A 26,992-nucleotide genomic window follows, 5' to 3' on the forward strand; every position below is an offset into this window, starting at 1 on the left:
TTATCCGACAAGTTACATTTTCTGGTCACACAACTATTCTAACGGTTGCCACAAGCGCTATTTGTTCCAAAAACGTTGATTTCAAATTGTAACGGTTGCCATGGAGCTTATTTCACTGGAAACCGGCTAATTTTGCTTAGATTCAGGCAAATAACGGCGATCACAACCGTTGCTATGAACGTTTTTGTCAAGCCCTCCGTGTGAGAGGTGCCTGAGCACGTGGCGCGAGAGCAAAAATGCGAGCGACGGTCGGCACGCTGCTATCCGTGGGTTGGTACCACATGTTATGCCTTCGTCAAGGAGAGCTCTTGCAAGCTAGAAGCGCACGTTCAGTTACTCACCTAGTGCAAACGGTTGACGCAAATTCTCTCCCGGAACCTTCGTTTGCTCCCGGGCCTCGTGCTCAGGCGTGAGCTTGTCAAGCGCTTTTCTTGACAAGCGGTTAGGTTCAAATCAACACTTTTCCTATTCCTCATTGGAAATGAGGAACGCCTCACGGCGAGTGTGGGGGTGCAGGGGGCAACGCTCCCTGCGTCTCCCCAAAGGGGACGGAAGGGGCGTTAGTTAGCCACCGGTTGTTCCACCGTTCGAGCAACAGCCCATATGAACCCGGTTAGCTCCCTGGCCACCGCGCCTACGGCCACATTTTTGTGTTTGTTCTTTCCAAAAATGAGATGACGGTATTTGTAATGCAATCTTTCTTGCGCTTTCCACGACAACAGTTGTATATCGGCCGGCATGCCATCCAAACGCTTGGCGAGATCTCCTTTCACCGCAGGCCGATGACGGTAGCTCCAGGCGGATTCCACCAAGGATCGGCGCAAGCGCCCGTTACCGGCTTTGGTCATACTTCCGCGCCGAGTACTCAGGCCGGTTGAACTCTCACGAGGAACCAACCCTAAATACGCCATGAGTTGGGCCGGGGAGCGGAAGCGAGTAAATGAACCGATCTCAGCAGCTAGAGTGACGGCCGTCAGTAGTCCAATCCCACGCAGGGACTGAAGCACCCGAATCAGAGTTGCCTTGGAGCCGACCGTGGCTTGCTGAACCAAGGCTTTTTCCAAACGCCCCATCCGCTGCTCGATCTCATTTAAGGTATGGAGCATCTCGTCGAAGGCTACTTGCATGGGCTCATAAGGGAATGTCAGTTGCTCCAGCCAGGAACGGTACTTCCGGGTCCAACGACGCTTTATCGTAGCCGGCGGTTCGATGTGATGGCGGAGCAGGAACTTCAATATCCGCTGGCGTGCCCGATGCGCGTCCTCTTTGGCGGCCTCCCGGGCGCGAACCAACTCCCGCAAAGCCTCGTCTTCCCGCTCCGGGACGTAGACAGGAGTCAATTCTCCTGCACGAAACAGACGGGCAAGCTGCTCGGCGTCCCGTCGATCCGTCTTCACGTGATCGCCAGGGCGTTTGGGAATAAGCGACGGAGCAATGACAACGCAATGGGCTCCCATGGAGGTGATCCAGCGATAGGTTTCGTAACCTGTCGGACCTGCCTCATAACAAAACGATAGCGTTTCGGCCGGTCCCAGTTCTTTGATCAGCTTGCGCAGCGCCGCCGGGGTGTGAGGAATGCTCCCGTAATAGCGAGGAGTTTCACCGCTTGCATCTGCAATAGCAACCGAAATTTTTTCTTTGGATACATCTAAACCGACGAATTTTGTGGTAGACTGCATAGTATCAGCTCTCCTTTGCTATGTAGCTCTGAAATGGTTTGGTTTTCACTATCCATTTTAACCTACGAGATGTAGCAATATGGAGGGCTGTCTTTTGTTTACGTTCATCATAGCTAGAATTTAGAGAAGGTCTTTTTTCGGAAAATAGCCGCTGCTACAACCGTTAGATTTTCGGCGGCGATAGTACGGTTCGAAACCAACGCTTTTAAAGAAACCTTGAGTAAAAATGCCACGCTAGTGCCGCAACGCGCTATGTGCTATGTCTGCTGTATCCACTACGTCCGCTATATCCGCTACGTCCACTGTGTTCACTATATCCGTTATGTCCGCTATGTTCACTATGTGCAATATCCGCTAAATCCGCTACGTCCACTATGTTCACCATGTCCGCTACGTCCGCTATATCCGCTATGTCCAATATTCCGCTACATCAGCTACGTACGATATGTCCGCTACGTCACGTTATGTCAGAGAAGCGAGCGGCTAGCCCCTTCTAAGTGGCAAACCGGTTCCGTTCCTCTTAAATCTGCCGGATTTGGATTAAGTTGGTGGTTCCCGCCTGCCCAAGAGGCAAACCCGCGGACAGCACGACTATGTCCCCTTCCTGTGCATACCCGGACTTCACCGCGCTTTGAATCGCCGAATCAAACATCTCGTCGGTGGTGGTCACCGGCCCTCCCAAATAAGGGAAGACCCCGGACAAAAGGCATAACTTGACCAGCACATGCGGATGATGCGCGATCGCCACGATCGGGGCCTTTGGCCGGTATTTGGACACCATCTGGGCGGTAAAGCCGCTTTCGGTGGAGGTGAGGATCACTTTGGCGTCCAGCTCCAGGGAAGCGCTGACCGCACCTTGGCTGATTACCTCCGTGATGTTGGTGGCATGCAGCCTTCTTCTGCGGTTGAATTGCTCGCCGTAGTCAATCATCGACTCCGCCCTGCGGGCCACCGCCGCCATCGTGCGTACGGACTCCACCGGGTATTTGCCGGCCGCCGACTCCCCGGACAGCATTACGACGTCGGCCCCCTGCATCACCGCGTTGTACACGTCGCTCACTTCGGCCCTCGTCGGCCGCGGGTTCACCTGCATCGACTCAAGCATATGCGTAGCCACGATCACCGGCTTCCCCGCCAGATTGCACTTATCGATGATCTCCTTTTGCCTCACCGGCACTTCCTCGACCGGCACCTCCACGCCCATATCCCCGCGGGCGACCATGATCCCGTCCGACGCCTCGATAATGTTGTCGAGGTCGGCAATCCCTTCTTCATTTTCGATCTTGGAAACGATCTGCACGTGGCCGGCATTCTGCTCCTGCAAAATCCGCCGCACTTCGCGGATATCATCCCCTTTCCGCACAAACGAAACGGCGATCATTTCCACGCCTTGCTCCAGTCCAAAATGAATGTGCCGGATGTCCCGTTCCGTCACCCCGGGCAGCGTCGTTTTGATGCCGGGCAGGTTCACGCCCTTGTTCGGCTTGAGCTTACCGCCGCTGACGATGCGGCAGCGGATCTCCGAGCCTGCTGCGGACAGGACGCGCAGCTCCACCAGCCCGTCGTCGATCAGAATCCGGCCGCCCTCCCGCACCACCTTGGGCATATCGGGATAATTGACCGAAATCCGCGCGGCATCCCCGGCGATCTGCTCCGTCGTCAAAACCAGTTCCTCGCCGGCCTTTAGCTCTGCGAACGCCTCGCGCAATTTGCCGATCCGGACCTCCGGCCCCTTAATATCCATCATGATGGGGACAAACGTGTTTAACTCTCGCGCCGCCGCGCGCACCTGGGCGATCCGCCGCGCGTGCTCCTCCAATTCTCCGTGCGCCATGTTCAGCCGGCCCACCGTCATTCCCGCCCGAATCATGTCCTGCAGCACCCCGGCGGCATCGCTAGCCGGGCCAAGCGTACAAATGATTTTAGTCCGCAGCATGCTAACCCTCCTTCGAATTTCACATTCTTCTTCCAGTAAGGTATAGTATGCTTTTTTTGTCCTTCCAATAAACGAGACCGTACGAATCCGAGTCGCGGATGAGGGGCCTTAAGCGATCGTGATCACCTCGTATTGTTCCGCCAGTTCCAGGAAACGCCCCATGCTGGACACCTCGCCGGCTGCCAGCCGATCCCGAATCCCGTAATAGTCGACGCAGGTGCCGCAGGCCAGCACGGGCACGCCGCGCGCCTCCAGCTCCTTCAGATGCAGCGAAGCGAACGATTGCTCCGTCAAAGCCAGCACGCCCCGGTTTACGCAAAAAACCGCGGCCGGCAGCTGCTCCCGCTGCTTCAGCAGCGTCGCGAAGGTTTCCAGCAACTGCGCGCCAAGCTCCCGTTCACCGCTGCCTATACTGTCCGTCGTAAGAAAAATCACTTTGTTTTTCAAATCTCCGTCTCTCCTTTCAACTTCTCATCCAGCAATTCAAAGGCTTGCAAAAGCTTATCCCCGGGAACCGCATCGTAACGGTCGCCGATGCTGACTTCAAAATAGCTTCCTCCCGCCGTCCGTTCCTTTACATAATGAGAAAAACCGACTCCGGTCTCCCCGCAAATTTCGACCAGCACTTCCTCCATCCGTCGGCTGGACAGCCCGGCATGGACGTGGAACATGTTGGATACCGGGATTTCCGGCAGGGTCGTGATGCCGCGGCAGCGGTTATACATTCCGGCCAGTTCCCGCGCTTGCTCGTAATAGAGCTCCATTTTCCCGATTCTTTGCTCGTAATAATAATCCGCGCTGAGGATATATGGATAAAGGCTGATCAAATCGCCGCCGTGGCGTCTTTTCCATACCTTGGACTCCTGCGCTAACTCCGGCTGCCCCGCCAGGATCGCTCCGGCAACGCCGCCGATCCCTTTGTAGAAGGAAATATACACACTGTCGAACAGACCGCAAACCTCTGCGGCGGATTTCCGATAGTAGGGCAGGGTCTCGAACAGCCGGGCCCCGTCCAGATGCAGCTTGATCCCCTGCTCCCGGCAGTACGCCGAAATCGCTTCAAGCTCGGCGAACTCCGGCAGCTGCCCGCCGATCTCGCGCTGCGGCAGCTCCAGCAGCAGGCAGGCGATATCGTCCGGCAAATTCATGACGTCGGCCAGGCCGATTAGCCGGTTTGGGTCCGCCAACAAAATCGGCTCGATTTGGTGCAGCTCCTTGAGCCCGTCTTTTTCGTGGATCTCCAGATGGCAAAGCGGATGGTAGGCCACCCGGGCCACACCCCGCCGGTCGCACCAAATTCTTAAAGCGATTTGCTGGGCCATCGTCCCGCTGGGAAAAAACACCGCCGCTTCCTTCCCCAAAACGCCGGCCATCTTTGCTTCAAAATCCTCGATCACTTTACCCGCGCCGTACATATCGCTTTCCACTCCGCCGTCCACTCCGGCGAGCGCCGCCTTCAGCACGTCGACTTCTCTTCTGCCGTGGCCAGTAAGCGGGTATTCAGCCCGGTCAAAGACCTCCTTCAGTGTCTTCCGTTCCGGTTCCGGTCCCGGTTTGGGCTCCGAATGATGTTCAAGATCGTTCAAACGTTCCATCTCCCCTCGCGGTCTTTTTTCACGTTTCTCGCCCGCTTGCCAAGCTAAAGCTATTATAGCTCCAAACGCCAACGTAATCGAACCGCCCCTTGCCGGAGTTGGGCAGCTTCCCCAGACCCAAGCCCAGCCTCGAATCCGACCATTTGCCGGCGCAAAGCACCGGTTTCCGCAGGTACAATAAGTCCCGTACCAATAATTAGGAGGAGTAACCATATGAATTCCGTTTCATATAAAAAGAAGGCCGCCGCATCGTTTCTAAAAACCTTGCTGCTAACCATGGCCGCGGCTCTCATCGTATGCGCCATCCCGCTGAAGGCGGGGGCCGAAAGCGATGAAATCGACAAGGAGCAAATCGATGCTTTCATGCAGGATTCGATGAAGAAGCTGCAAATTCCCGGCGCTTCCCTGGCAATCGTCAAGGGGGACCAGGTGCTTTTTCAAAACGGCTACGGCATTTCCGGGCCCGACCGCACGCCGGTGACGGCGCAAACCCCGTTTGTCATCGGATCGGTCAGCAAATCGTTCACCGCCCTGGCCGTCATGCAATTGGCCGATGCCGGGAAAATCGATCTCGAGGCTCCGGTCCGCCAGTATTTGCCCTGGTTCCGGGTTGCCGACGAAGCCGCGTCCGCGCAAATCCGCGTTAAGCATTTGCTTCACCAGACAAGCGGGATATCCACCTATGACGGCCAGGTGTCGCTGACGCAAGGCGGCCTGCCGATCGAGCAGCATATCCGCAATCTCAAGCAGGTGGAGCTCACCGAACCCGTTGGCACGGCGTACCAATATTCGAATCTGAATTACGATATTTTGGGCGGCATTATCGAAGCCGTTTCGGGGATGTCTTACGGGGACTATATCAAGCAAAATATTTACGCGCCGCTGGGCATGACGCACAGCTATGCCTCGCCGAACTCCGCACAGGAGCTGGCTGCGGGCTATCAGCCGGTGTTCGGACTCATGCTGCCGACGAAAATGATCAACCACGAAGGTACGGTTCCTTCGGGATATTTGGTCTCCAGCGCCGAGGACATGTCCAAATACCTGATCCCTCAAATCAACCAAGGGCGATTCGGAAATACGTCCGTCGTATCCGAGCGGAGCGCCGCGCTCATGCATGCCCCGGCGGTCCAAATGTGGGGCAGCCAATATTACGGCATGGGCTGGAGCGTCGACAAGAACCGCAATTGGGTTTATCACGACGGCTCGACGGAAAATACATATTCCAAAATGATCATCGACGGCGACTACGGCATCATTTTTCTGGCCAACTCGATGGATTTCTTCCATATCGACGCTTACGATCAAATCACGGCGGGAATCGACCGTATTCTTCACGGTGAGCAGCCCATCACTGCCGGAATGGATAGCTATCGGAAGGATTTCCTGATCGTCGATGCCGTTGCGCTGGCCGTCCTGCTGTATCTGGTTTTGTCCGTTCGCGGCCTTTTCCGGTGGAAAACCCGCTTTAAGCCGACTAAGCTGCGCATCGCCATCCAGGTGCTGTCGATTACATTCATCCATGCGTTCATCCCGCTGGCAATCCTGTTCGTGCTGCCCAAGGTCCTCGTGCCGTGGCCTGTCATTTTCGTATTTCTCGCGGGCTTGGGCCACTTCATGTATTACGCGTCGATTGCGCTGCTAGCGATTGGGATTATCAAACTGCCGCTTCTCGTCAACAGTATCCGCAAACAAAAAAACGGCCGTAACTCGGCCGTGTAGCGGGTTGCGGCTCCGTCCGCAAAAGGATGGGCAGCCGCCTTTATGGCTGCTGCCGCAGCTTCTGTTGACACCATCGCCGCTTTCAGGCTTCTTATATCTTATACGGCAATTTTCCCCAGGTTGGGCGGAAATAAAGCCTCTGGGGCAGAAGCAAATCACGCAATGCAAAAGTGCAGGCGAATTTCGTCGAAACTTCTCGAAACAGGCAGCTCAACTGCAAAAGTGCAGTTCACCACCTTTGTATATTACATAATTTTACAATTCAATTCAAAACATATGCACTTTTGCAGTTCATCCGCTCGGAAACAGGGATTGGCAAAAAATCGGATGCACTTTTGCACTTGAACTCAACTGATCAACGGAAACGAAGGGGATATTTGTCTTTAACCGCCGATTACTTTACTACTTTGACATGCATCGGCCGACCGGCTACTTTATCGCAGGCGGGTACGCATAACACCGGTTGAACGCTTTATTGTGCCAAATGCCTGTTACTTTACTACCTCTAGTTACTTCACCGCCCCCGCCGCAATGCCCTTGATGATGTACTTTTGGGCAAACGCGTAGAAAATGACGACAGGGATGATGGTCAGCGTCAGGCCGGCCATGGCCTGGTTCCACACGATCGTGAACTCTCCGAAGAAGTAGAACGTCGACAGCGGGATCGTGCGCAGCGCTTTATCCGACAGCGTCAGCGACGGCAGCAGATAGTCGTTCCACGTCGCGATAACGTCCAGAATGGCTACGGTAATGGTGATCGTCTTCAGCATCGGGAACACGATCCGCCAAAACACGCCGAATTTCGTGCAGCCATCCAGAGTCGCGGCTTCCTCCAGCGCGATCGGAATCGATTTGATGAACCCGTGGTACAAAAACACCGCCATACTGGCGTGGAAGCCGATGTTCATGTATATCAAGCCGCCGTGCGTATTCAGCATCGGGAGATGCAGGTAGGTGCGAATCCAGTCCATAACCTGCATCAGCGGCATCATCAGCGTTTGGAAGGGGATCAGCATCGTCGCGACATAAGCCATAAACATCCATTTGCTGATTTTCGTGTCGCGCCGCACCAGCATCCAGGCGGTCATCGACGACAAAATCACCACAAAAATCACCGTCAAAATAGTGACCAGCAGCGAATTGCCGAGCACCCGGAAGAAGTTCATCTTGTCGATCGCGCTCGCGTAATACTCAAAGTTGAGGCTTTGCGGGAGCGCCAGCGCGTTGGTATACAGCTCCGCCCGGTTTTTGAAGGAGTTGACGAGCATGATATAGATCGGGGACAAGAAAACAAGTGCAAGAATGAGCAGTAAGACGGAAGGAATCCATTTGCCGGCACGCTTCATTACATTTGCACCTCTTTCTTTTTCGTAATGATGACCTGTGTCAGCGTCACAACAGCCACGACGAGGAAGAACACGATCGCCTTCGCTTGGCCGACGCCATACCGGCCGTACCCGAAGATTTCGTTAAAAATGTTCATGGCGAACATTTCCGTGGAGTTCACGGGACCGCCGTTCGTCAAAGACAGGTTTACGTCATAGATCTTAAACGCGCCGGAGAGCGTCATAAAGAAGCAGATCGTAAACGACGGCATAAGCAGCGGAAACACGATTTTGGTCAGACGCTGCCACATATTCGCGCCGTCGACCTTCGCCGCCTCAAGCGTTTCGTCCGAAATCCCCTGAATCCCCGCGATATAGATGATCATCGTATAACCGGCCATTTGCCACGTAAACACAATCACCATCGCATACAGCGCGAATTCCGGATTGATCAGCCAGTTGAAAAAGAGATGATCAAGCCCCGTGTTGTTCCCGAGAAACTTAAAAATATCAGTAAAAATAAACTTCCAAATGTAGCCCAAAATCAGCCCGCCGATCAGGTTCGGCATAAAAAACAGCGTCCGCGCCAGGTTGCTCGTGCGAAGCCCGCTGGTCACCAGCAAGGAGAACAAGAGCCCAAAGACGTTGACGGAGATCAGCGCCAAAATCGTGAATTTGATCGTATGCCAAGCCGAAGAATAAAACCGCTCATCATGAAAAATACGGATATAGTTGTCGAAGCCCACGAACACTTTCGGATCGGCCGGAATCCCGTTCCAGCTAATAAACGAGTAGTACACCCCAATGATAAACGGTATGATCACGACTGTCGTAAAGATGATGAATAACGGCATGGTAAACAACGCGTACCAGAGCTTATCTTTGTTACTGCGCATAGGTCCACCCCATTTCGGGAATTTGCTGTAAAAAACTAAAGCCTAACGCCATCGAAGCAGAGTTAGGCTTTAGTGTGATGATTTCCTAAACGTCAGCTAAATGTTACTTTGCCGCATTGGCCCAAGCTTTATCCAGGTTTTGCAGGAACTGCTGGCCGGTCATATCCGGATTCAGGAAGAACTCGGCCGTCGCCGGAGCCAGGTCGTTCACGATGATCCCTTGCGGGAAGTAGTTAAAAGCCCAAGGAATCGTTTCACCGCTCTTCGTAGCTTCAAATACCGCTTGCGACATCGGATCGAGGCCCGTCGCTTCGATGTTGGTCATCGCCGGGATAAATTTGAACTCGTTCACGATCGTATTTTTGCCCGTTTCGCTCGTAAACATCCAGTTCAGGAAAGCGTTGGCCGCTTTGATTTCCGCTTCGCCCGCTTCCTTGTTAATGACCCAGCCGCCCGGAATGTCCACGGACAGCTTCTTGTTGCCGGCAATCGGCAACGGCATCATGCCGATGTCCAGATCGCCGTAGTCCGCGAGCATCGAGTAACTCCAGTTGCCTTGGTGAACCATCGCCGTTTTTCCGGTGGCGAAATCCCCCATTTGCGTGTCATACGTTACTTCCATCGGGTTTGTGGAGTTGGCCCGAATCACTTCCATAAACTTGGCGAACTCTTGGAATTCCTTGGTGTCGGCCAGTTTCACTTCGCCTTTGTTCAGCTTCTCGACGAACGCTTTCGGATCTTCCTGGAGGGCGAACGGAGTATTGATGATATGTCCGATCAGGAAGTACGCTTCCTGGGAAAGGCTCAGCCCGTTAACACCTTTGGCCTTCAGGCCTTCCATCGTGGTCTTGAAAGAGTCGAAGTCGGTTACTTTGCCCAGATCGACCAGGCTCTTGTTGTATACGAGACCGAAGCCTTCTACGCCCGTCGGCACGCCGACCACTTTGCCGTCGACTTCCAGGGCCATGTTCGGCGCGATATTTTTGACATACTCTTCATTGCTCATATCGTAGTAATAGGACTTGAATTTTTCCGCTTCCGCGCCGGCGCCTACGCTAAAGATCGTCGGGCCTTCCTTCGCCGCCAGCTTGGCTTGGAGCTGAGTCATGTAAGCATCGCCGGCAGAGCCCCAAACGTCGACTTCGTTGCCGGTTTCCTGCTTATATTTTTCCGCCAACCCCTCCAGGGCTTCGGCGATTTCGACCTTGTTTTGGAACAGCGAAATCTTCGCTTGTTTTTCCGGTTGATTGCCGCCTCCGGCACCGCCGGCATTATTCGCGGCATTGCCCGCATTGTTTTTTGCGTTGCCTCCGCAAGCTGTCAAAGCAACAACTAACGCCATCGTCGCGATCAAACCAAGCGCTTTTTTCGTTTTTTTCATTCCTGTCCCCCCGATTATGATGTCGTTGTAGTGATGAAACCCCTTACACGTCCATTATATTGGTTATGAACCTGGGCAATACAGGGGATATCATCGCCTTTTGGAGTAAAATTTGAAACTAAACAAAAAAGGAAAGGAGAGGCTGCGGCAGCTTCTTCCTTCCTTTGTTATTCCATTCGCGGCGGCAGGTTATGCACTTTAGCCGTCCATCCGCGGCCGGGGGGCCTTATGATGCTTGCGGTACTGCGTCGGCGACTCGCCGGTAAACTTTCGGAACACTTTGCCGAAATAATTATCGTCCTCGTACCCCAGCATCCGGGACACCTCAAGCACGGTTTGGTCCGAATGGCTGAGCAGGGACTTGGCTTTTTCCATTCTTAGCCCGGTCAAATAGTTCATCACCGTGGTTCCATAAGTTTCCTTAAATTTCTTGGCGATATATTGGGGACTGAAATGAAAACGTTCCGCCAACGAAGACAGGCTGATGTCGGCCCCGATATTGGACGAGATGTAGTGCTGAATCGCATGGATGCTTTGGAGCGAAGCCAACCCTTCCCCTTCCGACTCGATCATCAGCCAGAAAATATGCGTCAGTTCCTGCCCCCATTCCTCCAAATCGCCGATCCAAAGCGACAGCGTTTCCGTCTGATGCTCCTGATGGAGCTGGCGGGAAATGCGGGCGATCAGCAAATTCATTTCCATCGTGTAATGCTGCAGGTCCTTTAACGACAAATACCCGAGCTGCCGGAGCTCCCGCACAAAAGAACCGATCAATTCGGCCATGTGCTCCTTGTCGCGTTTTCTTAAAGCCTCCAGCAGAAGAATTTCCCGGTCGATAAACGTAACGGCATGGCCTGGCTTGCCCGCACCCCCTCTGCCATCCAAAACATTGGCCTGAAGAATTTCCGTTCTGGCCTCTTTGATGGCGGACAAAATTTCAGCGCTGTCGTACTTTTTCCGCACAAACCCGGAGAAGACGTCCAGCTTGATCGCGGACAGCCACGACTTCTCCAGCTTGGCTCTGTAATGTTCCACATCCGCGGCGGGAGCTTCCCCCTCGGTCAGAATGCAGAAAAACGAATCGATCCGAAAAAAATAATACCGGCCCAATGGCCGCAGAACGTCCTTGATGATGTTGCGTACGGAGAACATAAACAACGCTTCGTCCCCCATAAAGCTGCGGTCGACGATCTCCGTCAGGTTCCTCGGCAAAAAGAGCAGCAGATAAAAGTCCTTAACGGGAAAGCCCGCCTCCTGCAGCACTTGGCGGACGCCCGCATGATTGACGGATTCCGCTTGCAAATACGTGGCCATCCTCTGCTCCTGGAGCAGGGTGTTGGCTTCATGAACCTGAAGGTTCCTGCGCAGCTCCTCGCTCCGGTTTTCCCGGCTTTCCAGAATCTCCCCGACCGCCTTGGAAACGGCCTTGTTCAAGTCGTCGATCTTGAATGGCTTCAGCAAATAATCGACTCCCTGCGCCAGCAGGGTCGCTTTGGCATAACGAAATTCCTGGTACCCGCTCAGAACGATCACCTTGGAGTCCCATCCTTCCGCCCGCAATTTTTCCAGAAAGGTCGGTCCATCCATACGCGGCATGCTCATATCGCACACGATCAGTTCCGGCGCCTCGCGGCGCACGATTTCAAGCGCCTCCACGCCGTCCTCGGCCTGCAAAATTGCGGTCATTTGATAGCTCGGCCAGTCGATGGCCAATTCAACGCCTTCCCTGACATGCTCCTCATCATCCACGATCAGTACTTTCATGCGGCTCACGCTCCTTCTCCGGTTGATAGGGAATGGACAAAGTAACGGTCGTCTGCGCATAAGGCTCGCTTTCGATGTCCCAGGCAAATCCTGGTCCATAGTACAACTGCAGCCGCTTTAATACATTAACCAAACCGATGCCGACCCGCGATTCGAGCTTGGCGGAAGAATCCGTATACGCACGGCGGATGTCGCCGATCATGTCCGGGGCGAAGCCGCGCCCGTTATCGATCACGCGGATGATCAACCGGTCGTTCAGCTCGATTTCCACACGGATGGTCCCTGTACCGTTCCCTTTTTCAATGCCGTGCACGATGCTGTTTTCGACCAGGGGCTGCAGCACCATTTTCGGCACCCGCAGGAACAACGCCTCGTCCGGGCAGCTTTGCGAGTAATCCAGTTTATGCTTAAACCTTCCTACCTGCAGCGAAATGTAATGGTTCAAGTGCTCCAGCTCGTCTTGCAAAAGAACCTCTTCATGATCGATATCCATATTGTAGCGGAACATCGCTCCCAGCTCGGCCAGCTTGTCGCTCACCTCGTGCGCGTTTTTCTTGATCGCCAGCGTGCCGATCGATTGCAGCGTATTGTACAGGAAATGCGGGTTGATCTGCGCCTGAAGCATTTTCAGCCGGGCGTCCGCGACCTCCAGCTTGTAGCGGTACTGCTGGTTCCAAAGCGCGTCCAGTTCCGCGGCCATGTCCTGAAGACGGTCCTCCAGAAGGCCAAGCTCGTCGGTCGCTTGCGAACCGCCTTGAATGTTGAAATTGCCCATCTGGATTTTTTTGATCTGGCCCAGGATGCGTTTGATCCGCAGCAAAATCACATACGAGATGACTCCCGCCATGATGGCGACAAAACCGGTCACGGCCACCTGCAGGGCCAGCGATCGGTTCAGCGCCTGCCTGCCCGCCTGCTCTATGACGGAGCTCGGGATGAATTTCACCAGCGTAATGGGCAACCCGTAGGAAACGTCCGTGTAGTAAATGTATATTCCCTTTCCCTTGGGGTCATGGATCAAGCCTCTGGCATCCCCGTCCACAGCGGCGATTTTTCCGCGCAATTCCTGAATCCATTCGCTATCGCCGGCCGCGGAAGCAGTCGAATACAACAGCTGCAAATCGTTTTGCAAAAGAATGTATACATCCCCTTGCTCGGACGTCGACAACGGTTCGACCAGTTCCTTTAATTCTATATTCCGCACCGTAACCGAAGTCAAACCCAGCGTTTCGCGGCTGGAGATGTCCGCAAACAGCTTGTTGATCTGCAGCCGCTTCTCCCCGTTTACTTCAATAACCGCGTACTCCTCGTTATAGCGTTGCCCTTCCGCGGGGAGCCGGCGGTGGACAAAATCGGGAATGAGCTGCCGCTCGTTCAGCCCCGATTTTACGTTAAACTGACGGTTGGTCAGCGCGCTCTTGTAGGTCACCGAGCGGATTTCCGTATAGCTGCCGTAGAGTCGCTGCATTTTTTGATTGATGTACACGGCCTCCGCCGGAGTCTGCATCTCCTTTTTGGTCAGCAGGCGCATCAGTTCGGGGTCGCCGTAGTAGGACAACGTGAGCAGCATGATGTCATGGATGTATTTATGAACGCTCGACATCGTGATCGCCATCGATTTTTGGTTCAGCTGAACGAGTTGATCCTGCACCGAACGCCCGATAATCTGGTAGGACATGTAGCTGGAAATCAAAAAAGGCACAATGGTGGCAGTCAGCAGGCCCAATAAAATTTTGGTAAATAAACTTCGCTTGATCAAGGACATGGCATCCTCGCCCCCGTAAACGGTTTCTTTCCTGTCAGTAAACCTTATTCCGCCGCCGGGTGTCAACTCTCGGATTCAGTATTCGCTTTGGAGCGCAAGAAGAACGCCTGACGGCGTCCTTTCTGACTCTGACTTACGTAAGAGCGATTGGAGGGATGGATATGGGGTGGACCCCCATACCCATTCCCTCTTCCTATTACGCTCCAGACCAGTTCATCCAGGCCGATTTGAGGTAAATACCGGCTCCGGAGTCCTTTAACCTTCAGATCTTGTTTACTCGTACGGCCGGTATGCCCTGGAAACTTCCCCTCCGCCATCCGCCAGCGCCCCTTCCAGAAACACCCGGTGCGAAGGATACGCCAGCTTAATGCCTTCCTCTTCCAGCACCTGCAGCAAGGCCAAATTTATTCCCTGCCGGGCCGACAAATATTCCGCCCAAACCGTGGACTTCGTAAAATAATATATAAAAATGCCCAAACTGCTCTCGTTAAAATCGGTGAACTTGACGTGAATCGTGCCGGGGTCGATTTGCTCGTTGTCCCTCAGCAGCCGCTCGATCCGGGAAATGGCCGCAGCCAGCCGCGCGCGGTCCGAATCCAGCGCCACGCCGAGCGTAAAGCTGACCCGGCGCTTGCCCATCCTGCTCCAGTTGGTGATCGGCTGATCGGCCAGCGCGGCGTTCGGCACCGTAATCAAAGCATCCGCGAAAGTGCGGATTTTGGTGCTGCGGAAAGTAATGTCTTCCACCACCCCTTCGGCGGCGGGCGTTAGAATCCAATCCCCTTTGGCGAAAGGCTTTTCCAAAATGATCACGATGCCGCCGAAAATATTGCCGAGCGTATCCTTGGCCGCCAGGGCGACGGCAAGGCTCCCCAGCCCCATGCCGGCCACCAGGCCGTTGATGCTGAAGCCCCATTCCGAACCGATTAACGCGATCGTCAAGACGATAACGACAAACCGCAGCACCTTGGACAGGAACGGAATCAGCATGCTGGAATCGTCCAGCCGGATTTTTTTGCCGATTCCTTCAAGCAGCACGGACGATTGGGCCGATAAAATATACAAAGCCCAGCCTGCTAGAGCAATGACGGCGCTGCGGAACAGCGGGTCAAGGCCGATGGCCAGCTCCCAGCTGCGCGGCAGCAAATATTTGACGCCCAAATAAACGCCCGCTAGCACGAAAAACGACCTGAACGGCCGCTCAAGCACCTGCTTCCACAGTTCCCCCTTGTCGGATGCTCCGAATCGTCGGTTCAGCAAGGCAAAGATATACTTCACCAGCACTTTGTTGAACAGCGCAAAAAACGCGATGATCAAGACGGCGATCCCGATATCCGCCCACCTGATCTTGCCGATATTATCCGCAAACCCCTCCCAAAAGTTCATAGATTAGACACCTCCCGGCTAAATAAAGTGCCATTATACCATTGCCCGTTTTATTTTGTCTAAATGGAGGGGGACCTACGCAGAAGCTCCATAAACACTTCCATCGCTTTGGTGTAAAATGGCGCCGTACGCGTGATCAAGGAAAATTTGCGGGTAAACGGAAAACCTTCGACATCCGGCTCCCGCAGCGTTCCGAGGGCAATTTCCTTGCGCACCGCGGCCCGGGACAGGAAGCTGATGCCCAGCCCCGCCTCGACCGATTCCTTGATGATTTGCGTGCTGCCGAACTCCATCAGCCGCTCCGGATAAAACCCCTGTTCGACAAACATTTTGTCCGTCGCCTCGCGCGTGCCCGAACCAGGTTCCCGGATAATCCACGTCTCCTCCCGCAAATCGGAAAATTTCAAGCCGACGCGCCCCGCAGCCTTGTGCCCCGCCGGGATCACGATCACCATGGCGTCATCGGCGATCGGCTCAATGCGGAATTGCGCGTCGCGAAACTCGCCTTCGATAATGCCGATATCCAGCTCATGTCCGCCCACCTTCGCTTCGATCTCCCTGGAATTTCCGATGGTGATCGCCGGCCGGATTCCAGGGTACAGCTTCATCATCTCCGCCACCACATGCGGCAGCACGTATTCTCCATACGTATAGCTTGCACCGATCGACAGATTCCCGTACGCGGTATGCTTCAAATCATCGATCAAATACTGCATCCGGCCGTACAGCCCGGAAATTTCCCGCGCATGGTGGTAGACGATCTCCCCCGCCTTGTTCAGCCGGACGAATTTATTGCTTCGCTCCAGCAGCTTGGTCCCAAGCTGCCGCTCCAGCGCCCCGATATGCTGGCTGACAGCCGGCTGCGTCATATGCAGCGCTTCGGCGGCGCGCGTAAAGTTTTGTTTTTCGGCCACCGTTATGAACACTTTTAAGGACAAATCCATAAGCGCATTCCCTCCCTATGAACCTACAATAAATATTTACTTATTATAATAATTAAAATGAGTAATTTTACTTATTATTAAAACCGATTTATGCTGGTTACGCAAACCAGACGGAGGTGATTTTGTGACTATTCGAACAGACAGCGGCCGCCGCGCGGCGGCAAAATCCCGTGGATTGCGCCGCCCCCCCCGGGGATTCGCCCAAACCGGCAAAGCCGCTTTTGCATTTGCGGTTCGCACGCGGGCGGGCGCTTGGGGAAGCGGCATCGCCTTTACGTTGATCATCGCCTTGCTTGGCTACGGTTTGGCCTGCCTGCCCGGGTTGGACCGGGCCGGTCAGTTGGCCTGCTCCATCCTGCTCGCCGTCCTCTACCGGCAACTCTGGGGATACCCGGAGAAACTGCGCGCAGGAATTCGTTTCTCCTCGCAACAACTGCTGCGGCTCGCGATCATTTTGTTCGGCTTGAAGCTGAACATCGGCGTCGTGCTGCAGCAAGGGCCGGGCTTGCTGCTCCGCGACGCCGCGGTTATCGTTTTCTCGATCCTGGCGACGATGCTGCTGGCCAAATGGCTGAAAGGGGACCCCTCCCTCTCCCTGCTGCTTGGCATCGGGACCGGCGTTTGCGGGGCCGCGGCCATCGCCGCCGTTTCCCCGATTCTTCAATCCAAAGAGGAGGACACCGCCATCGGCGCCGGGATCATCGCATTGGTCGGCACGTTGTTCGCCGTCGCTTACACGGTTATTCGCCCGTTTCTCCCGCTGAGCGGGGTAGATTACGGGATATGGAGCGGCGCCAGCCTGCATGAACTCGCCCACGTCGCGCTGGCTGCGGAACCGGCCGGACCGGACGCGCTCGCGGTCGCCCTGCTGGCCAAGCTGGGGCGCGTTCTTCTGCTGATCCCGTTCAGCCTTCTGCTGATGGTCTGGATGAAACGGACCGGCAAAACGGGGACGGACGCCAAAATCGCATTCCCATGGTTTCTCCTCGGTTTTATCGCCATGAGTTGTCTCGGAAGCTTCCTCATCGGCAAATATATTCTCATTCCGCAAGCGGTAATAAACGGGGTATCCTCGCTGACGACGTTTTTGCTGGCGATGGCTATGGCCGGTCTCGGCTTGAACGTCGACCTGCGGCAGCTGCGCGCCAAGGCGCTTCGCCCGCTCTTCGCCATGCTGACCGCCTCGCTGCTGCTCAGTCTGTTGACGCTCGCCGCGCTTTAGGTTTTGATCGCGTTATTTTCGCATAACAAGGCTTCCTCCGGCAGGATGCCTTGTTTTTTCGTGTCTTCGGGCGGCCAGGCGGCATTTCTTGAAAACTTTCTTGAAAAAGATGAAAATCCGGCGTATAATACAAAATGAACATTTTAGTCATTTAGTCATTTTTCGATAAAGGAAGTATGCCTGATGAAAAAATATCGAAGCCTCATAACGTGGTGGAAAAAAAGCATCGATAGTTTGCGCCGGTTCCAGGCTTCGATGGCGAGCTTGGCGGCAAACGCAGGCCGGGGAATCGGGCGCGCCCTCCGCTATTGCGGCGTTAAAACCCGCCTTGCCCTTCAGCGAAGCCGGCAATTTCTCGCCCGCCAGGGCGGCTACCTGAAGACGGAAACCTTGAATACCGTCAAAAACCGGGAGGTCATCGTGCCCGTTCTCGGTTTGCTGCTGATTCCGCTGCTGTATAGCGGCGTTTACCTGATCGCCAACTGGGACCCGTACGGCAGAGTATCCAATCTTCCGGTCGCCGTCGTCAATTTGGATAAGCCCGTTAAATTTCAGGGCAAAACGATTGATATCGGGAACCGTTTGGTCGACAATTTGCAGCATAACGACAGCGTGGATTTTCAGTTTGTTTCCAAGGAAAAAGCCGAGCAGGGCCTAAAAAACTACGACTATTACCTGCTGATTGAAATTCCGCCGGACACGTCGCAGGCCGCGACCACGATCCTTGACCCGAAACCGCAGAAAATGGAGCTGGTGTACAAGGAAAACAGCGCCTACAATTTTTTGTCCGCTTCGATTTCCGATAAAGTCGTGGAAAAAATCCAGAAGGAAGTTTCGGCGGAAGTGACCGAAACGTTCACGGAGGAAATGTTCGAAGCCTTGACCCAGGTGTCCGACGGACTGCGCGACGCCAGCGACGGCGCGGGCAAGTTGGAATCGGGCCTGAAGCAGCTCGGCGACGGCATTTCCGAGTTTAAAAAGCAAGTAAACGGCAAAATCGACGCGGCGATGGGCTCCGCCGATCAGCGGCTCGATTCGGTCATCGACGAATACGGCGACAAGCTGCACGAGCGGATCAACGAAGAGATCGACAAGGAAATCGCCGCAAACAAGGACCCGATCGATACGCGCCTGCACGAGGAAGTGAACAAGGCGATCGCGGACAATGCCGGTACCGTGAAGCAGCGCATGCATGACGAAATCGACGCCGCGGTCCAAAACAACGCCGAATCGGTGCGCAGCGTGCTGCACGAGCAAATCGACAAGGCCTTTGCCGAATACGGCGGCGATGTCCGCGCGCGGATGCACAAGGAGATCGATTCGGCGGTGGACGAATATTCGGAGCAAATCCGCGGCAAGCTGCACAGCGAAGCGAATGGGCTGATCGACGAGTACAGCGGTAAAACCCGCAGCCGGATTCATTCGGAAATCGACAAGGCGATCGACGAATACAGTAACGCCGTCAAGACGTATATTATCGCCAGCGTGGACGATGAAATCAATCAGCAGATCGATCAAATCGTGTCGGACGCCAAGGCAAAAGCGAAACAGCTCGACGATACGTTTGCCCGGGTGCTGAAAGAACTGGAGCCGGTGATCGATCAATTGCCGGCCGACAAGCAGGAGCAAATCCGGGCCCGGCTGGCCGAACTGGAGAAAGCGAAGCAGCAAATCGTCGATTGGATGGATTCGCAGCTGCCCGGTCTGAAGCAGAAGCTGAACGATCGCGTCAACCAGATCATCGGCAAGCGGTTTGACGAAAAACTGCCGCAAATCACGAATAAAATCCACAGCGTCGTCGACGATAAATTCGATGAACTGCTGCCGCAGCTGGAGCAAAAGATGAACAACCTCATCGACGACAAATACGCCGAGCTGCTGCCGCAGATCGTCAGCCGCATCCATTCGGCCGCGGACACCAAGTTGGATGAGTTGGAGCCGAAGGTACAAAGCGAGCTCCATGCCAAGGCGGATGAAAAATTCGACGAGCTGCAGCCGAAGCTGCGGGAGAAGCTCCATGAGACGGCCGAAGATAAGTTTAACGCGCTGCTGCCGGAAGTAACGAACCGCTTGCACCAGGTCGCGGAAGACAAGTATCAAGCGTTGCTGCCGGAGCTGCAGCAGCGCTTGCACGAAGCCGCGGACGAGAAGTTCGATGAGGCCAAGGGCAAGGTTTCCGAGCTGTCCCATGACAAGCTGGACGAAGTCAAAGGCATCGCCACGGATGCCCAGGGCACGCTGAACGACGCGTTTGACCAGCTGCTGGACGGGCAGCAGCAATTGCTCGACGGCGAACAGCTGCTGAAAGACGAGCTGCGCAAAGGCGCGGAAAAAGCGACCCTGGACCCGACCGACCAGACGTACAACATGTTCGCCCAGCCCGTGGAAAGCAGCCAGGTCAGCAACCATGACGTGGAATATTACGGAGAAGGGATGGCCCCTTACTTCCTGGCGCTTGGCCTGTTTGTCGGCGCGTTGATGTTCTCGTTGTTTTACCCGCTCAAAAAGACGACGATCGTTCCGCCGAACGGCCCGGTCTGGTTCCTTGGCAAATTCGCGTTCATGCTGGCGGAAAGCCTGCTGCAAACGATCATTCTCGTAGCTTTTGTGCTGTATGGTCTCAAACTGGAGGTTACAAGCGTGCCGGTATTTTTTACGGTGGCCTTGTTCTCAAGCATCACCTTTTACGCCATCATCCAGTTTCTGTCCAGCCTGTTCGGCAATGTCGGGCGGTTTATGATCGTCATCATGCTGGTGCTGCAGCTGTCCGCATCGGCCGGGACGTTCCCGATCGAGCTGACGCCGGAGTTCTTCCAGCAAATCCACCCGTATTTGCCGATGACGTATTCGGTCAGAGCTTTCCGGGCCGTTATCTCCAGCGGCGACTACGCCTTCATGTGGTCCAGCCTGGACCGCCTGGCTGTATTCCTGGCCGCAAGCTTGACCGGCAGCCTGCTGTACTTCACGTTGGCGCATTACCTGAAAACCCGCAAAGCCGCGAAAGCGCAACGTAAGACCAATGCACAGCTGCCGTTGGAATCTTGAGCAGCTTAAGGCCAATGCACAGCTTTCGTTGGAATCCTTAAGCAAGTAAATAAGCAGACGTCCAGAGCGGCGTCTGCTTTTTATTTTGTTGAGAAATCTGCCTGATCCTCCGGTCCTTCAAAAAATAGCGGACTTATATGTGCTTATTTTCCGGATCGGCCCCTGATCATCGCCAATAAGGGATTTTTTTGTACTTATTTTCCCCATGAACGGTGCAAAGGGCGGTCACTCCCTAACGATTCGGAGAAATAGCGGCATAAAATGCCTCTATTATCATCAAAATGTGTGGTACCGCTGAAATAACGACATTTTTTGCCGCTAACTCTGGCGGGCTCAGGTTATCTAAGATCACCAACCTCATCTAAGATTACTGAGTTTATCTAAGATTACTAACTTTATCTAGGATCACTAAATTTATCTAAAGCTATCTAAACGTTACCTAAGGGGTCTCTATATGCTCCAGCTCAATGGTCACGCAGCCCCAGCTTTGCTCCAGCACACTGCCGACATCGTCCAGCACGGCGTCCAAAGAGCGGGTTATTTTCTCCTCATTTAATCTATGCACCTGCAAAAAAACGCTGTACAGCCCAAAGTCCAACAGCAGCCCGTCCTTTTCAGCTTTTCCGAAAAAAAAATGCTCCCACACTGCGGGGAGAATCGTTGGGCAGCTCCAGCTCTATCTCGCCGCTTTTCGCTGCCGCTCCAGCAGTTCTTTTCTCCGCCTCTCCTCATCGGCGTTCCGAATCTCGGACGAGAGCCGGTCAAGAGCGGACTTCATGTTTTCCATTTCCGCGCACAGGCGCTCCATCGCCCGTTTGGCCTGCTGGTTGTAATCCTCGGCAAAAGCTTTGCCCGCCTGCCCCTTCCACCAAGTATCGATGCCGCCAAGCGTGCTCGAAAACCTGCGCTCCGCATTTTTCAGATCCATCGCCTTAGTGTGCACTTTTCTGGCCGCGCTGCTGATTTCCCCCGGCGAAGCCATATAACTCTCCCCCCTTAATTGATCCGTCATAGGCGAAAAGGCGTGAAGAACAGCTTGGTTATCATGCTGTTCTTCACGCCTGCTTCGATTATTTACGTAGTGCGCTCGCAATGTCTCTTTCGCTTTGTTCCTTAATATCAGCGATTTTGTTCAGGTTGTTGCTGATGTTCGTTACGCATTCCACCAGCTTATCCAGACTTGGTTTGAGTTGGTTGAATTCATCCACAAAAGCTTTTGCGGAGTCCCCTTGCCACCAGCCTTCCACCGATTTGATCTCCCGGTCGAGCTGGTTGATCAGATCGCGGGCATTATTCCCTTTGTTCAGGATGGACTTGGATACGCTGCGCGCCTGTTCGGGGCTAAACGTCAAATTTGCCATTTATTATCTCACCTCCTTTCAAGCACAAGCTCCGGCTTGCTCTCGTAAACGCCGGTACGCAGGCCGATAAATTTGTTCTTCACGATAAAATAACCGTCTCCCGGCTCGAACTCCTTCTCCTGGGCGCCGTATGGGAGTCTGGCGTTAAACAGGCTTTGCTCCTTCAAGCTGCCGAGCAGCAGTCCGCACTGCTCTTCGCGGATCGCTTTGCCCAGACCGTCCCAATTGTTCGCCAGCTCGCCGGTCAAGTCGGCGGCCAGGACGGCGGCTTTCAGGCCGCGTTCCTGCTTCACGATCCGCTCCAGCAGCTCCTTCAGCGAGTATTGGTCGCCCTCCGTCAGCTCGCTGAGCTTGTCGAAGACGAACACGAGCTGCTTCCAGGAGCGGACCAGCGTCTCAGGATCACCCCCGGCTCTCCGCGTCTCCAGCAGCTTGGAGCGGCGCGCGTCAAGCTCTTCCTTGACGCCGTCCACGAACGAATACATATCTTCGATCTGCGCCAGATCGGTCACATACGGTTCGTTCATGATCGAGTACAGCCCCATCGCGCCGGAATCCAGCGCGTATACGGCGAGCCCTTCTTCGCCCAGGTTCGCGGCGAGCGCCCGGATCCAGGAGACGAGCTGCGTGCTTTTGCCGCTCAGCGGATCCCCGGCGATCATCAGCACCGGCGTCGCCGTCAGATCGACGAGCACCGGCTGGAGATCCTGGTCGCCAAGGCCGATGGCGATCCGGCTGCCGCTGGCGCCACGGTTGATTTCCGCCATGTCGATGCGGGCCGGCATGACCGGGATCGGCGTTGCCGGGCGGACCGTCCCGCTGCGGACAAGGGCGGCGTAGCGCTCCAGCGTCTGCTCCAGATCGGCCGCTTTGTACTCCGGCACGGCGGTCTGGAACTCCAGCGGCGGCTTCCCCCGCACCAGCGCGCGGCCGGCCAGCTTGGCCGGTTCGAGCCCTTCGGTGCGGCCGACGATGCCGTCGTATTCCCCCTTGTCCGTCAGCTGCAGCGTCACCGCCATTTTGAAATTGACGGCGAATTTGTAGCGGACAAGCGAAGCATTGGTGGCGGAAACGGCCATGTAAATGCCGTATTTTGCCCCTTCCCGGGCCAGCATCACCATCTTCTCGTCGACCGACTCATACGTTTCCGACAAGGCGAAATAGTTGTCGATGACGAGCACGATCGCCGGCAGCGAAACGGGGGAGCTAGTGGCATTCGAGCTAGCGGCACTTGAACCGGTGGCACTTGTCCTGGCGGCAAACGCTCCGACGATATTCAGTTCTACGGAGCCTGTCCCGCTTGTAGCAACCGCCCCAGCGATATTCGTTCCGCCGATACCTCCCGCCCCGCCGCCGCCCTGGACGCCTCTTTCGCGGATGCCAGCGGCGTTTAGGCGGTAATCGTTGAACCCGTCGCTCCGTGTGTCCTCGAACAGCTTCTTCCGCTCCTTGATGGTCCGGAACACAAACAGCATGAATTGCTGGATAAGCGATTCCTGCTCCAGCGTCATCACGCCGCCGCAATGCGGAAGCTGCTCCAGCGCCCGGAACGAAGAGCCGCCGAAATCCATCACGTAGAGATGGACGTCCTCCGGCGAATATTTATGCGCCAGGGACAGGCACAGCGTTTTCAGCAGATACGTTTTTCCCGTACCGGGAGCGCCGTACACAAACAGATTGCCTTCTTGGGCGAAATCGATGCGCAGCGGCTCCTGGCGCTGGCCCCGCGGATCGTCGAGCAGGCCGATCGGCACGCTGAGCAGGTCGCCGCTCGGGGCCCAGCGGCCGAGGTCCGTCCGGAAGCCTTCCTCAGGACCGTAAATATCGTCCAGGTAGACGGTATCCGGCAGCGGCGGCAGCCACGGCCCTTTGAGCGGCTCGATTCCGTTCGCGCCGGACACCGCGATGATATGATCGACCATCGCCTTCAGTTGGGTCGGCATTTCCTTTTTGGCGATTTTCTCTTCTTCGCGCGGATAAATCTGCTCCGCCCGGCCATGCAGCGATACTTCGTAAATGCGCTTGGCCCGGTTTTCCCGTTTGAGCAATTCGCCCTCCGGATCATAATCCGCGCCGGAGTAGGCCGACTGGAACAGCTCGAAAATTTCGTCGTGCCCGACCTGGATATACGCCCGGCCCGGCTCCTTGATCATCGCCGCGTCCGGGCGCTTGATCACGTCTTTGCTGTCCGTCTCGTCCTGCACCTTGAGACAAATCTTGAACTTGGAGTTGCTCCAGATCTGATCGTCGACGACGCCGGCCGGTTTTTGCGTGGCCAAAATCAGATGCACGCCAAGGCTTCGGCCGACCCGGGCCGCGCTGACCAGCTCCTTCATGAAATCGGGCTGATCCTGCTTCAGCTCGGCGAACTCGTCGGCGATCATGATCAGGTGCGGTATCGCCGGCATGCTCGCCTGCTCGGAGCGGCTCCGGCTGTAGTACAGCTTCTGATAGCGGTCGATGTTGTTGACCCCGTATTCCGAGAACACGCGCTGCCTGCGCATCAATTCGCTTTTGATCGACAGCAGCGCCCGCGTCGTCTCGTTCCCGCCGAGGTTGGTGATCGTCCCGACGAGATGGGGCATCCCTTTGAAAACGTCGGCCATCCCGCCGCCTTTATAGTCGATCAGCACGAACACAACGTCATGCGGATGATAGTTCAGCGCCAGCGAGATGATGATGCTTTGCAAAAGTTCGCTTTTCCCCGAACCGGTCGTGCCGGCGACGAGCCCGTGCGGGCCGTGCCCGGTTTCGTGCATGTCCAGGTAAAACGGGTTCCCCCCGGCTTTGACGCCGATCGGCACGCTCATCCCCTTAAACGGCTTGTTGCGAATCCAGCGCGAGGCCACGTCCACTTCGCCCGCCGCTTTCGCGCCAAGCAGCTCGAGCAGCGTCAGCGAGACGGGCAGCGAAAACTGGGCGGCCGTGTTTTTGATGCGCAGCGGCGCTAGCCTCCGGGCCGCCTGATCCAGCTGGGCGAAGTCGGCCTTGTCGGGAAGGAAGGTGGATTTCTCCCCGGTTTCCCGATCCGCCAGCTCCCCGGTTTTGCCCTGCAGCAGCACGACCTGACGGCAGTTCATCGGCAGATAGGCCGCGCCCTGGGCGATAAACACCGACGACACGCCCAATGAAGCGCATTTGTTGTACAAATATTTGTGGATCGGTTCGTTTTCGAGCAAGCCGGGATCCTGAACGATAAATACATAATGCGGAAGCATCGCCCCGCCTACCGTTTTCAGCTCGCGATCCTTGAGGACTTGGTACAGCTCGCCAAGCACCTGGTGCGCGATCGCCGGCCCGCACAGCAGGTACCGCGAATCGAAGCCGCCGGACCAGACGTGCGGCAAAGGCTTAAGCCAGTTCCAGCGGTCCAGTGTCTCCTCGGAGGCGAGCACGACAACCCGCACGTCGTCATATCCGTGATGAGTCACCAGCTGCAGCACCAGCTTGGTCACCAAGTCCAGAGCCAACTCTTCTTCGCCGGCGATACCGCATATTTCCGCCTTCATCAGATTGACGGAAACCGGCACGTCGGGCACGCGTTCAAACTCCAGCGCCAACCGCTGCGGCTCCATCAGGAGCGGATCGCTCTCCAGAATAATCGCCTGCTTCGTGTATTGGATCCGCCGCGCCGCCGGCACGCTGCCTACGCCGAGGCGCAGGGACAGAAAGTCCGGATACGACGGCGTCCGTTCCCACAGCCGGCGGTCGAGCTGCTGAATGCGCTCCAGGCAAGCGGCAGGCTCCGGGTTCAGCTCGTTCATCGCCTTGATCTGCTGCTCGCGGGCCAGCGTCAGCTCGCTCCGGCAGTCGGCAATGAACTGCAGGTATTTTTTCTCCCGTTCCTTTTTCTTGTTTTTGTATTTGCGGATCTGCGCCGTGGCGCTCGTGAGCGACACGATCAGCGTCATCACCGTCATGGCGATCGACAGCATCATGAACATCGATTGCGATGTGAGCGCCAGCAGGCCCGTGATCACCAGCATGACGGCCGGCGGCGCCAGCAGCGTAAACCAGGAAATTTCCGGCTTTTCATAGGCGTGCGGCGGCCCCGGAATCTCCAGCTCCCCGCCCGGCATTTCCGGCAGGAACCGGGGCTGGCGGTTAAACAAATGGTTTTCATTCATCATATTGGCCTCGCGAATTCGTTATGACTTTGGCAGCCTGCCCGCCCGACAACGACATTTTGTGCCATTCGAAGCGGCTGCTGAAATACATTTCCCCGCCGATCACATGCAGATGATCCGCGCTGTCGCCGCAAATCCGGATTTTGCTCCCCAATTCCAAATCGATACGGTAGATCGTATCGGCATGCATCCGGTTGCTGCAGTACAGGTAACGCCCATCCGTGCACAAGCTGCCGGGGACAAGATCGTCATACGCCCGCGCACTCCCCGTACGCAGGTCGAACACGGTCAGCAGGCGACGGTTTTTCTTGTCGGCGTAAACCAGCTTCTCCCCAAGCAGAAACAGCCCGGTGGCGGCCGCGTCGGACACGATCTCCCGCTCGCTGCCGTCGGGGCGGCAGGTCCGAATCCCCAGATTCGTCGCGTAATAAATTTCGTCCCCGTCCATGGCAAAAGCCTCGACCGCCTCGTCGGCAATCCGGCTCTCTCCCCGGCCGTCCATCCGGAGGCGGTACAGCTTGCGGTCCTCTTCGTTGATATAGTAAAGCCAATCTCCCTGGCGGATCAGCCCCCCGCAAGGGGCCTGCGACACCGGCTCCACGGCCCCCGTCCGGGGATCGATCCGGCAGAGCCGATGGCCGCGCTGCTGGTCGCTTGCGTATATGCCGTCATCGGCCGGGTTCATAAACCAGAAAACGCCGTCCAGCAGCTTCGTTTCCCCGCTTGCGGGATCGAGCCAAAACGTGCCGGAGTAATGGCAAATGTCCGTCAGCAGCAGCTTGCCGCCCGCCGCGAGCACAAGCCCGCTGCCGCCAAAATGATCGCCCATCGATACTCCCCCTTT

The 26,992-nt window shown here is 55.6% G+C and carries 19 protein-coding genes; 3 read left to right on the plus strand and 16 right to left on the minus strand.

Going from position 1 to position 26,992, the window contains the following annotated elements; genetic code table 11:
* Positions 1–560: 560 nt before the first annotated feature.
* The 4 genes from DYE26_RS20735 to DYE26_RS20750 form a co-directional block, all read right to left on the minus strand.
* The gene (locus tag DYE26_RS20735; protein ID WP_036622457.1) at positions 561–1,679 is read right to left on the minus strand and encodes an IS110 family RNA-guided transposase; all 1,119 of its coding nucleotides are present in this window, start codon (positions 1,677–1,679) and stop codon (positions 561–563) included.
* A gap of 520 nt (positions 1,680–2,199) precedes the next feature.
* Positions 2,200–3,615 carry a pyruvate kinase gene (pyk, locus tag DYE26_RS20740; RefSeq protein WP_036626737.1) on the minus strand — a complete coding sequence of 472 codons (1,416 nt, stop codon included), beginning with the start codon at positions 3,613–3,615 and terminating at the stop codon, positions 2,200–2,202.
* Positions 3,616–3,723: 108 nt separating this feature from the next.
* A complete protein-coding gene (locus DYE26_RS20745) occupies positions 3,724–4,062 on the minus strand; it encodes a DsrE family protein (protein ID WP_036626738.1) in 339 nt (112 codons plus the stop codon).
* Positions 4,059–5,201, minus strand: a complete 1,143-nt coding sequence (locus DYE26_RS20750) for a threonine aldolase family protein (RefSeq protein WP_227872885.1) — start codon at positions 5,199–5,201, stop codon at positions 4,059–4,061. The genes DYE26_RS20745 and DYE26_RS20750 overlap by 4 nt, the downstream gene beginning before the upstream one ends.
* A gap of 222 nt (positions 5,202–5,423) precedes the next feature.
* Here DYE26_RS20750 and DYE26_RS20755 point away from each other — a divergent pair, with 222 nt between their 5' ends.
* Complete coding sequence (locus tag DYE26_RS20755) at positions 5,424–6,932, plus strand: serine hydrolase domain-containing protein (protein WP_036626740.1); 1,509 nt, start codon at positions 5,424–5,426, stop codon at positions 6,930–6,932.
* A gap of 509 nt (positions 6,933–7,441) precedes the next feature.
* On the opposite strand, the gene DYE26_RS20760 is transcribed toward DYE26_RS20755, so the two are convergent.
* From DYE26_RS20760 to DYE26_RS20790, 7 genes are all read right to left on the minus strand, one after another.
* On the minus strand, positions 7,442–8,278 hold the full coding sequence (locus DYE26_RS20760) for a carbohydrate ABC transporter permease (protein WP_036626744.1): 837 nt from the start codon (positions 8,276–8,278) through the stop codon (positions 7,442–7,444).
* On the minus strand, positions 8,278–9,153 hold the full coding sequence (locus tag DYE26_RS20765; protein ID WP_036626754.1) for a carbohydrate ABC transporter permease: 876 nt from the start codon (positions 9,151–9,153) through the stop codon (positions 8,278–8,280). The genes DYE26_RS20760 and DYE26_RS20765 overlap by 1 nt, the downstream gene beginning before the upstream one ends.
* A gap of 103 nt (positions 9,154–9,256) precedes the next feature.
* The gene (locus DYE26_RS20770) at positions 9,257–10,534 is read right to left on the minus strand and encodes a sugar ABC transporter substrate-binding protein (RefSeq protein WP_036626757.1); all 1,278 of its coding nucleotides are present in this window, start codon (positions 10,532–10,534) and stop codon (positions 9,257–9,259) included.
* A gap of 198 nt (positions 10,535–10,732) precedes the next feature.
* Positions 10,733–12,298, minus strand: a complete 1,566-nt coding sequence (locus DYE26_RS20775) for a response regulator (protein WP_036626760.1) — start codon at positions 12,296–12,298, stop codon at positions 10,733–10,735.
* Complete coding sequence (locus DYE26_RS20780; protein ID WP_164815224.1) at positions 12,276–14,057, minus strand: sensor histidine kinase; 1,782 nt, start codon at positions 14,055–14,057, stop codon at positions 12,276–12,278. Before DYE26_RS20780 ends, DYE26_RS20775 begins: the two co-directional genes overlap by 23 nt.
* Before the next feature lie 279 nt (positions 14,058–14,336).
* Positions 14,337–15,449: a mechanosensitive ion channel family protein gene (locus DYE26_RS20785; RefSeq protein WP_036626766.1), complete on the minus strand. Its 1,113-nt coding sequence runs from the start codon at positions 15,447–15,449 to the stop codon at positions 14,337–14,339.
* A gap of 59 nt (positions 15,450–15,508) precedes the next feature.
* Positions 15,509–16,393 (minus strand): LysR family transcriptional regulator, encoded by an 885-nt coding sequence (locus DYE26_RS20790; protein WP_036626767.1) that lies wholly within the window; start codon positions 16,391–16,393, stop codon positions 15,509–15,511.
* Positions 16,394–16,658: 265 nt separating this feature from the next.
* Between DYE26_RS20790 and DYE26_RS20795 the strand changes: the two genes are divergently transcribed.
* Positions 16,659–17,615, plus strand: coding sequence for a YeiH family protein (locus DYE26_RS20795; protein WP_051985936.1), 957 nt, complete (start codon positions 16,659–16,661; stop codon positions 17,613–17,615).
* A 183-nt stretch (positions 17,616–17,798) separates the two neighbouring features.
* Entirely contained in the window at positions 17,799–20,660 is a 2,862-nt protein-coding gene (locus DYE26_RS20800; RefSeq protein WP_051985765.1) for a YhgE/Pip domain-containing protein, read from the plus strand.
* A gap of 439 nt (positions 20,661–21,099) precedes the next feature.
* Here the strand turns inward: DYE26_RS20800 and DYE26_RS33580 are convergent, their stop codons facing one another.
* The 5 genes from DYE26_RS33580 to DYE26_RS20825 form a co-directional block, all read right to left on the minus strand.
* Positions 21,100–21,258 carry a hypothetical protein gene (locus tag DYE26_RS33580; protein WP_164815223.1) on the minus strand — a complete coding sequence of 53 codons (159 nt, stop codon included), beginning with the start codon at positions 21,256–21,258 and terminating at the stop codon, positions 21,100–21,102.
* Between the two features lie 78 nt (positions 21,259–21,336).
* Positions 21,337–21,642 (minus strand): WXG100 family type VII secretion target, encoded by a 306-nt coding sequence (locus DYE26_RS20810; RefSeq protein ID WP_036626769.1) that lies wholly within the window; start codon positions 21,640–21,642, stop codon positions 21,337–21,339.
* Positions 21,643–21,730: 88 nt separating this feature from the next.
* A complete protein-coding gene (locus DYE26_RS20815) occupies positions 21,731–22,021 on the minus strand; it encodes a WXG100 family type VII secretion target (RefSeq protein WP_036626770.1) in 291 nt (96 codons plus the stop codon).
* Positions 22,022–22,029: 8 nt separating this feature from the next.
* A complete protein-coding gene (gene essC, locus DYE26_RS20820) occupies positions 22,030–26,148 on the minus strand; it encodes a type VII secretion protein EssC (protein ID WP_051985766.1) in 4,119 nt (1,372 codons plus the stop codon).
* Entirely contained in the window at positions 26,141–26,977 is an 837-nt protein-coding gene (locus DYE26_RS20825; protein WP_036626771.1) for a DUF5050 domain-containing protein, read from the minus strand. Before DYE26_RS20825 ends, essC begins: the two co-directional genes overlap by 8 nt.
* Between the last annotated feature and the right edge of the window lie 15 nt (positions 26,978–26,992).

The sequence above is a fragment of the Paenibacillus macerans genome (assembly GCF_900454495.1).
GTDB lineage: Bacteria > Bacillota > Bacilli > Paenibacillales > Paenibacillaceae > Fontibacillus > Fontibacillus macerans.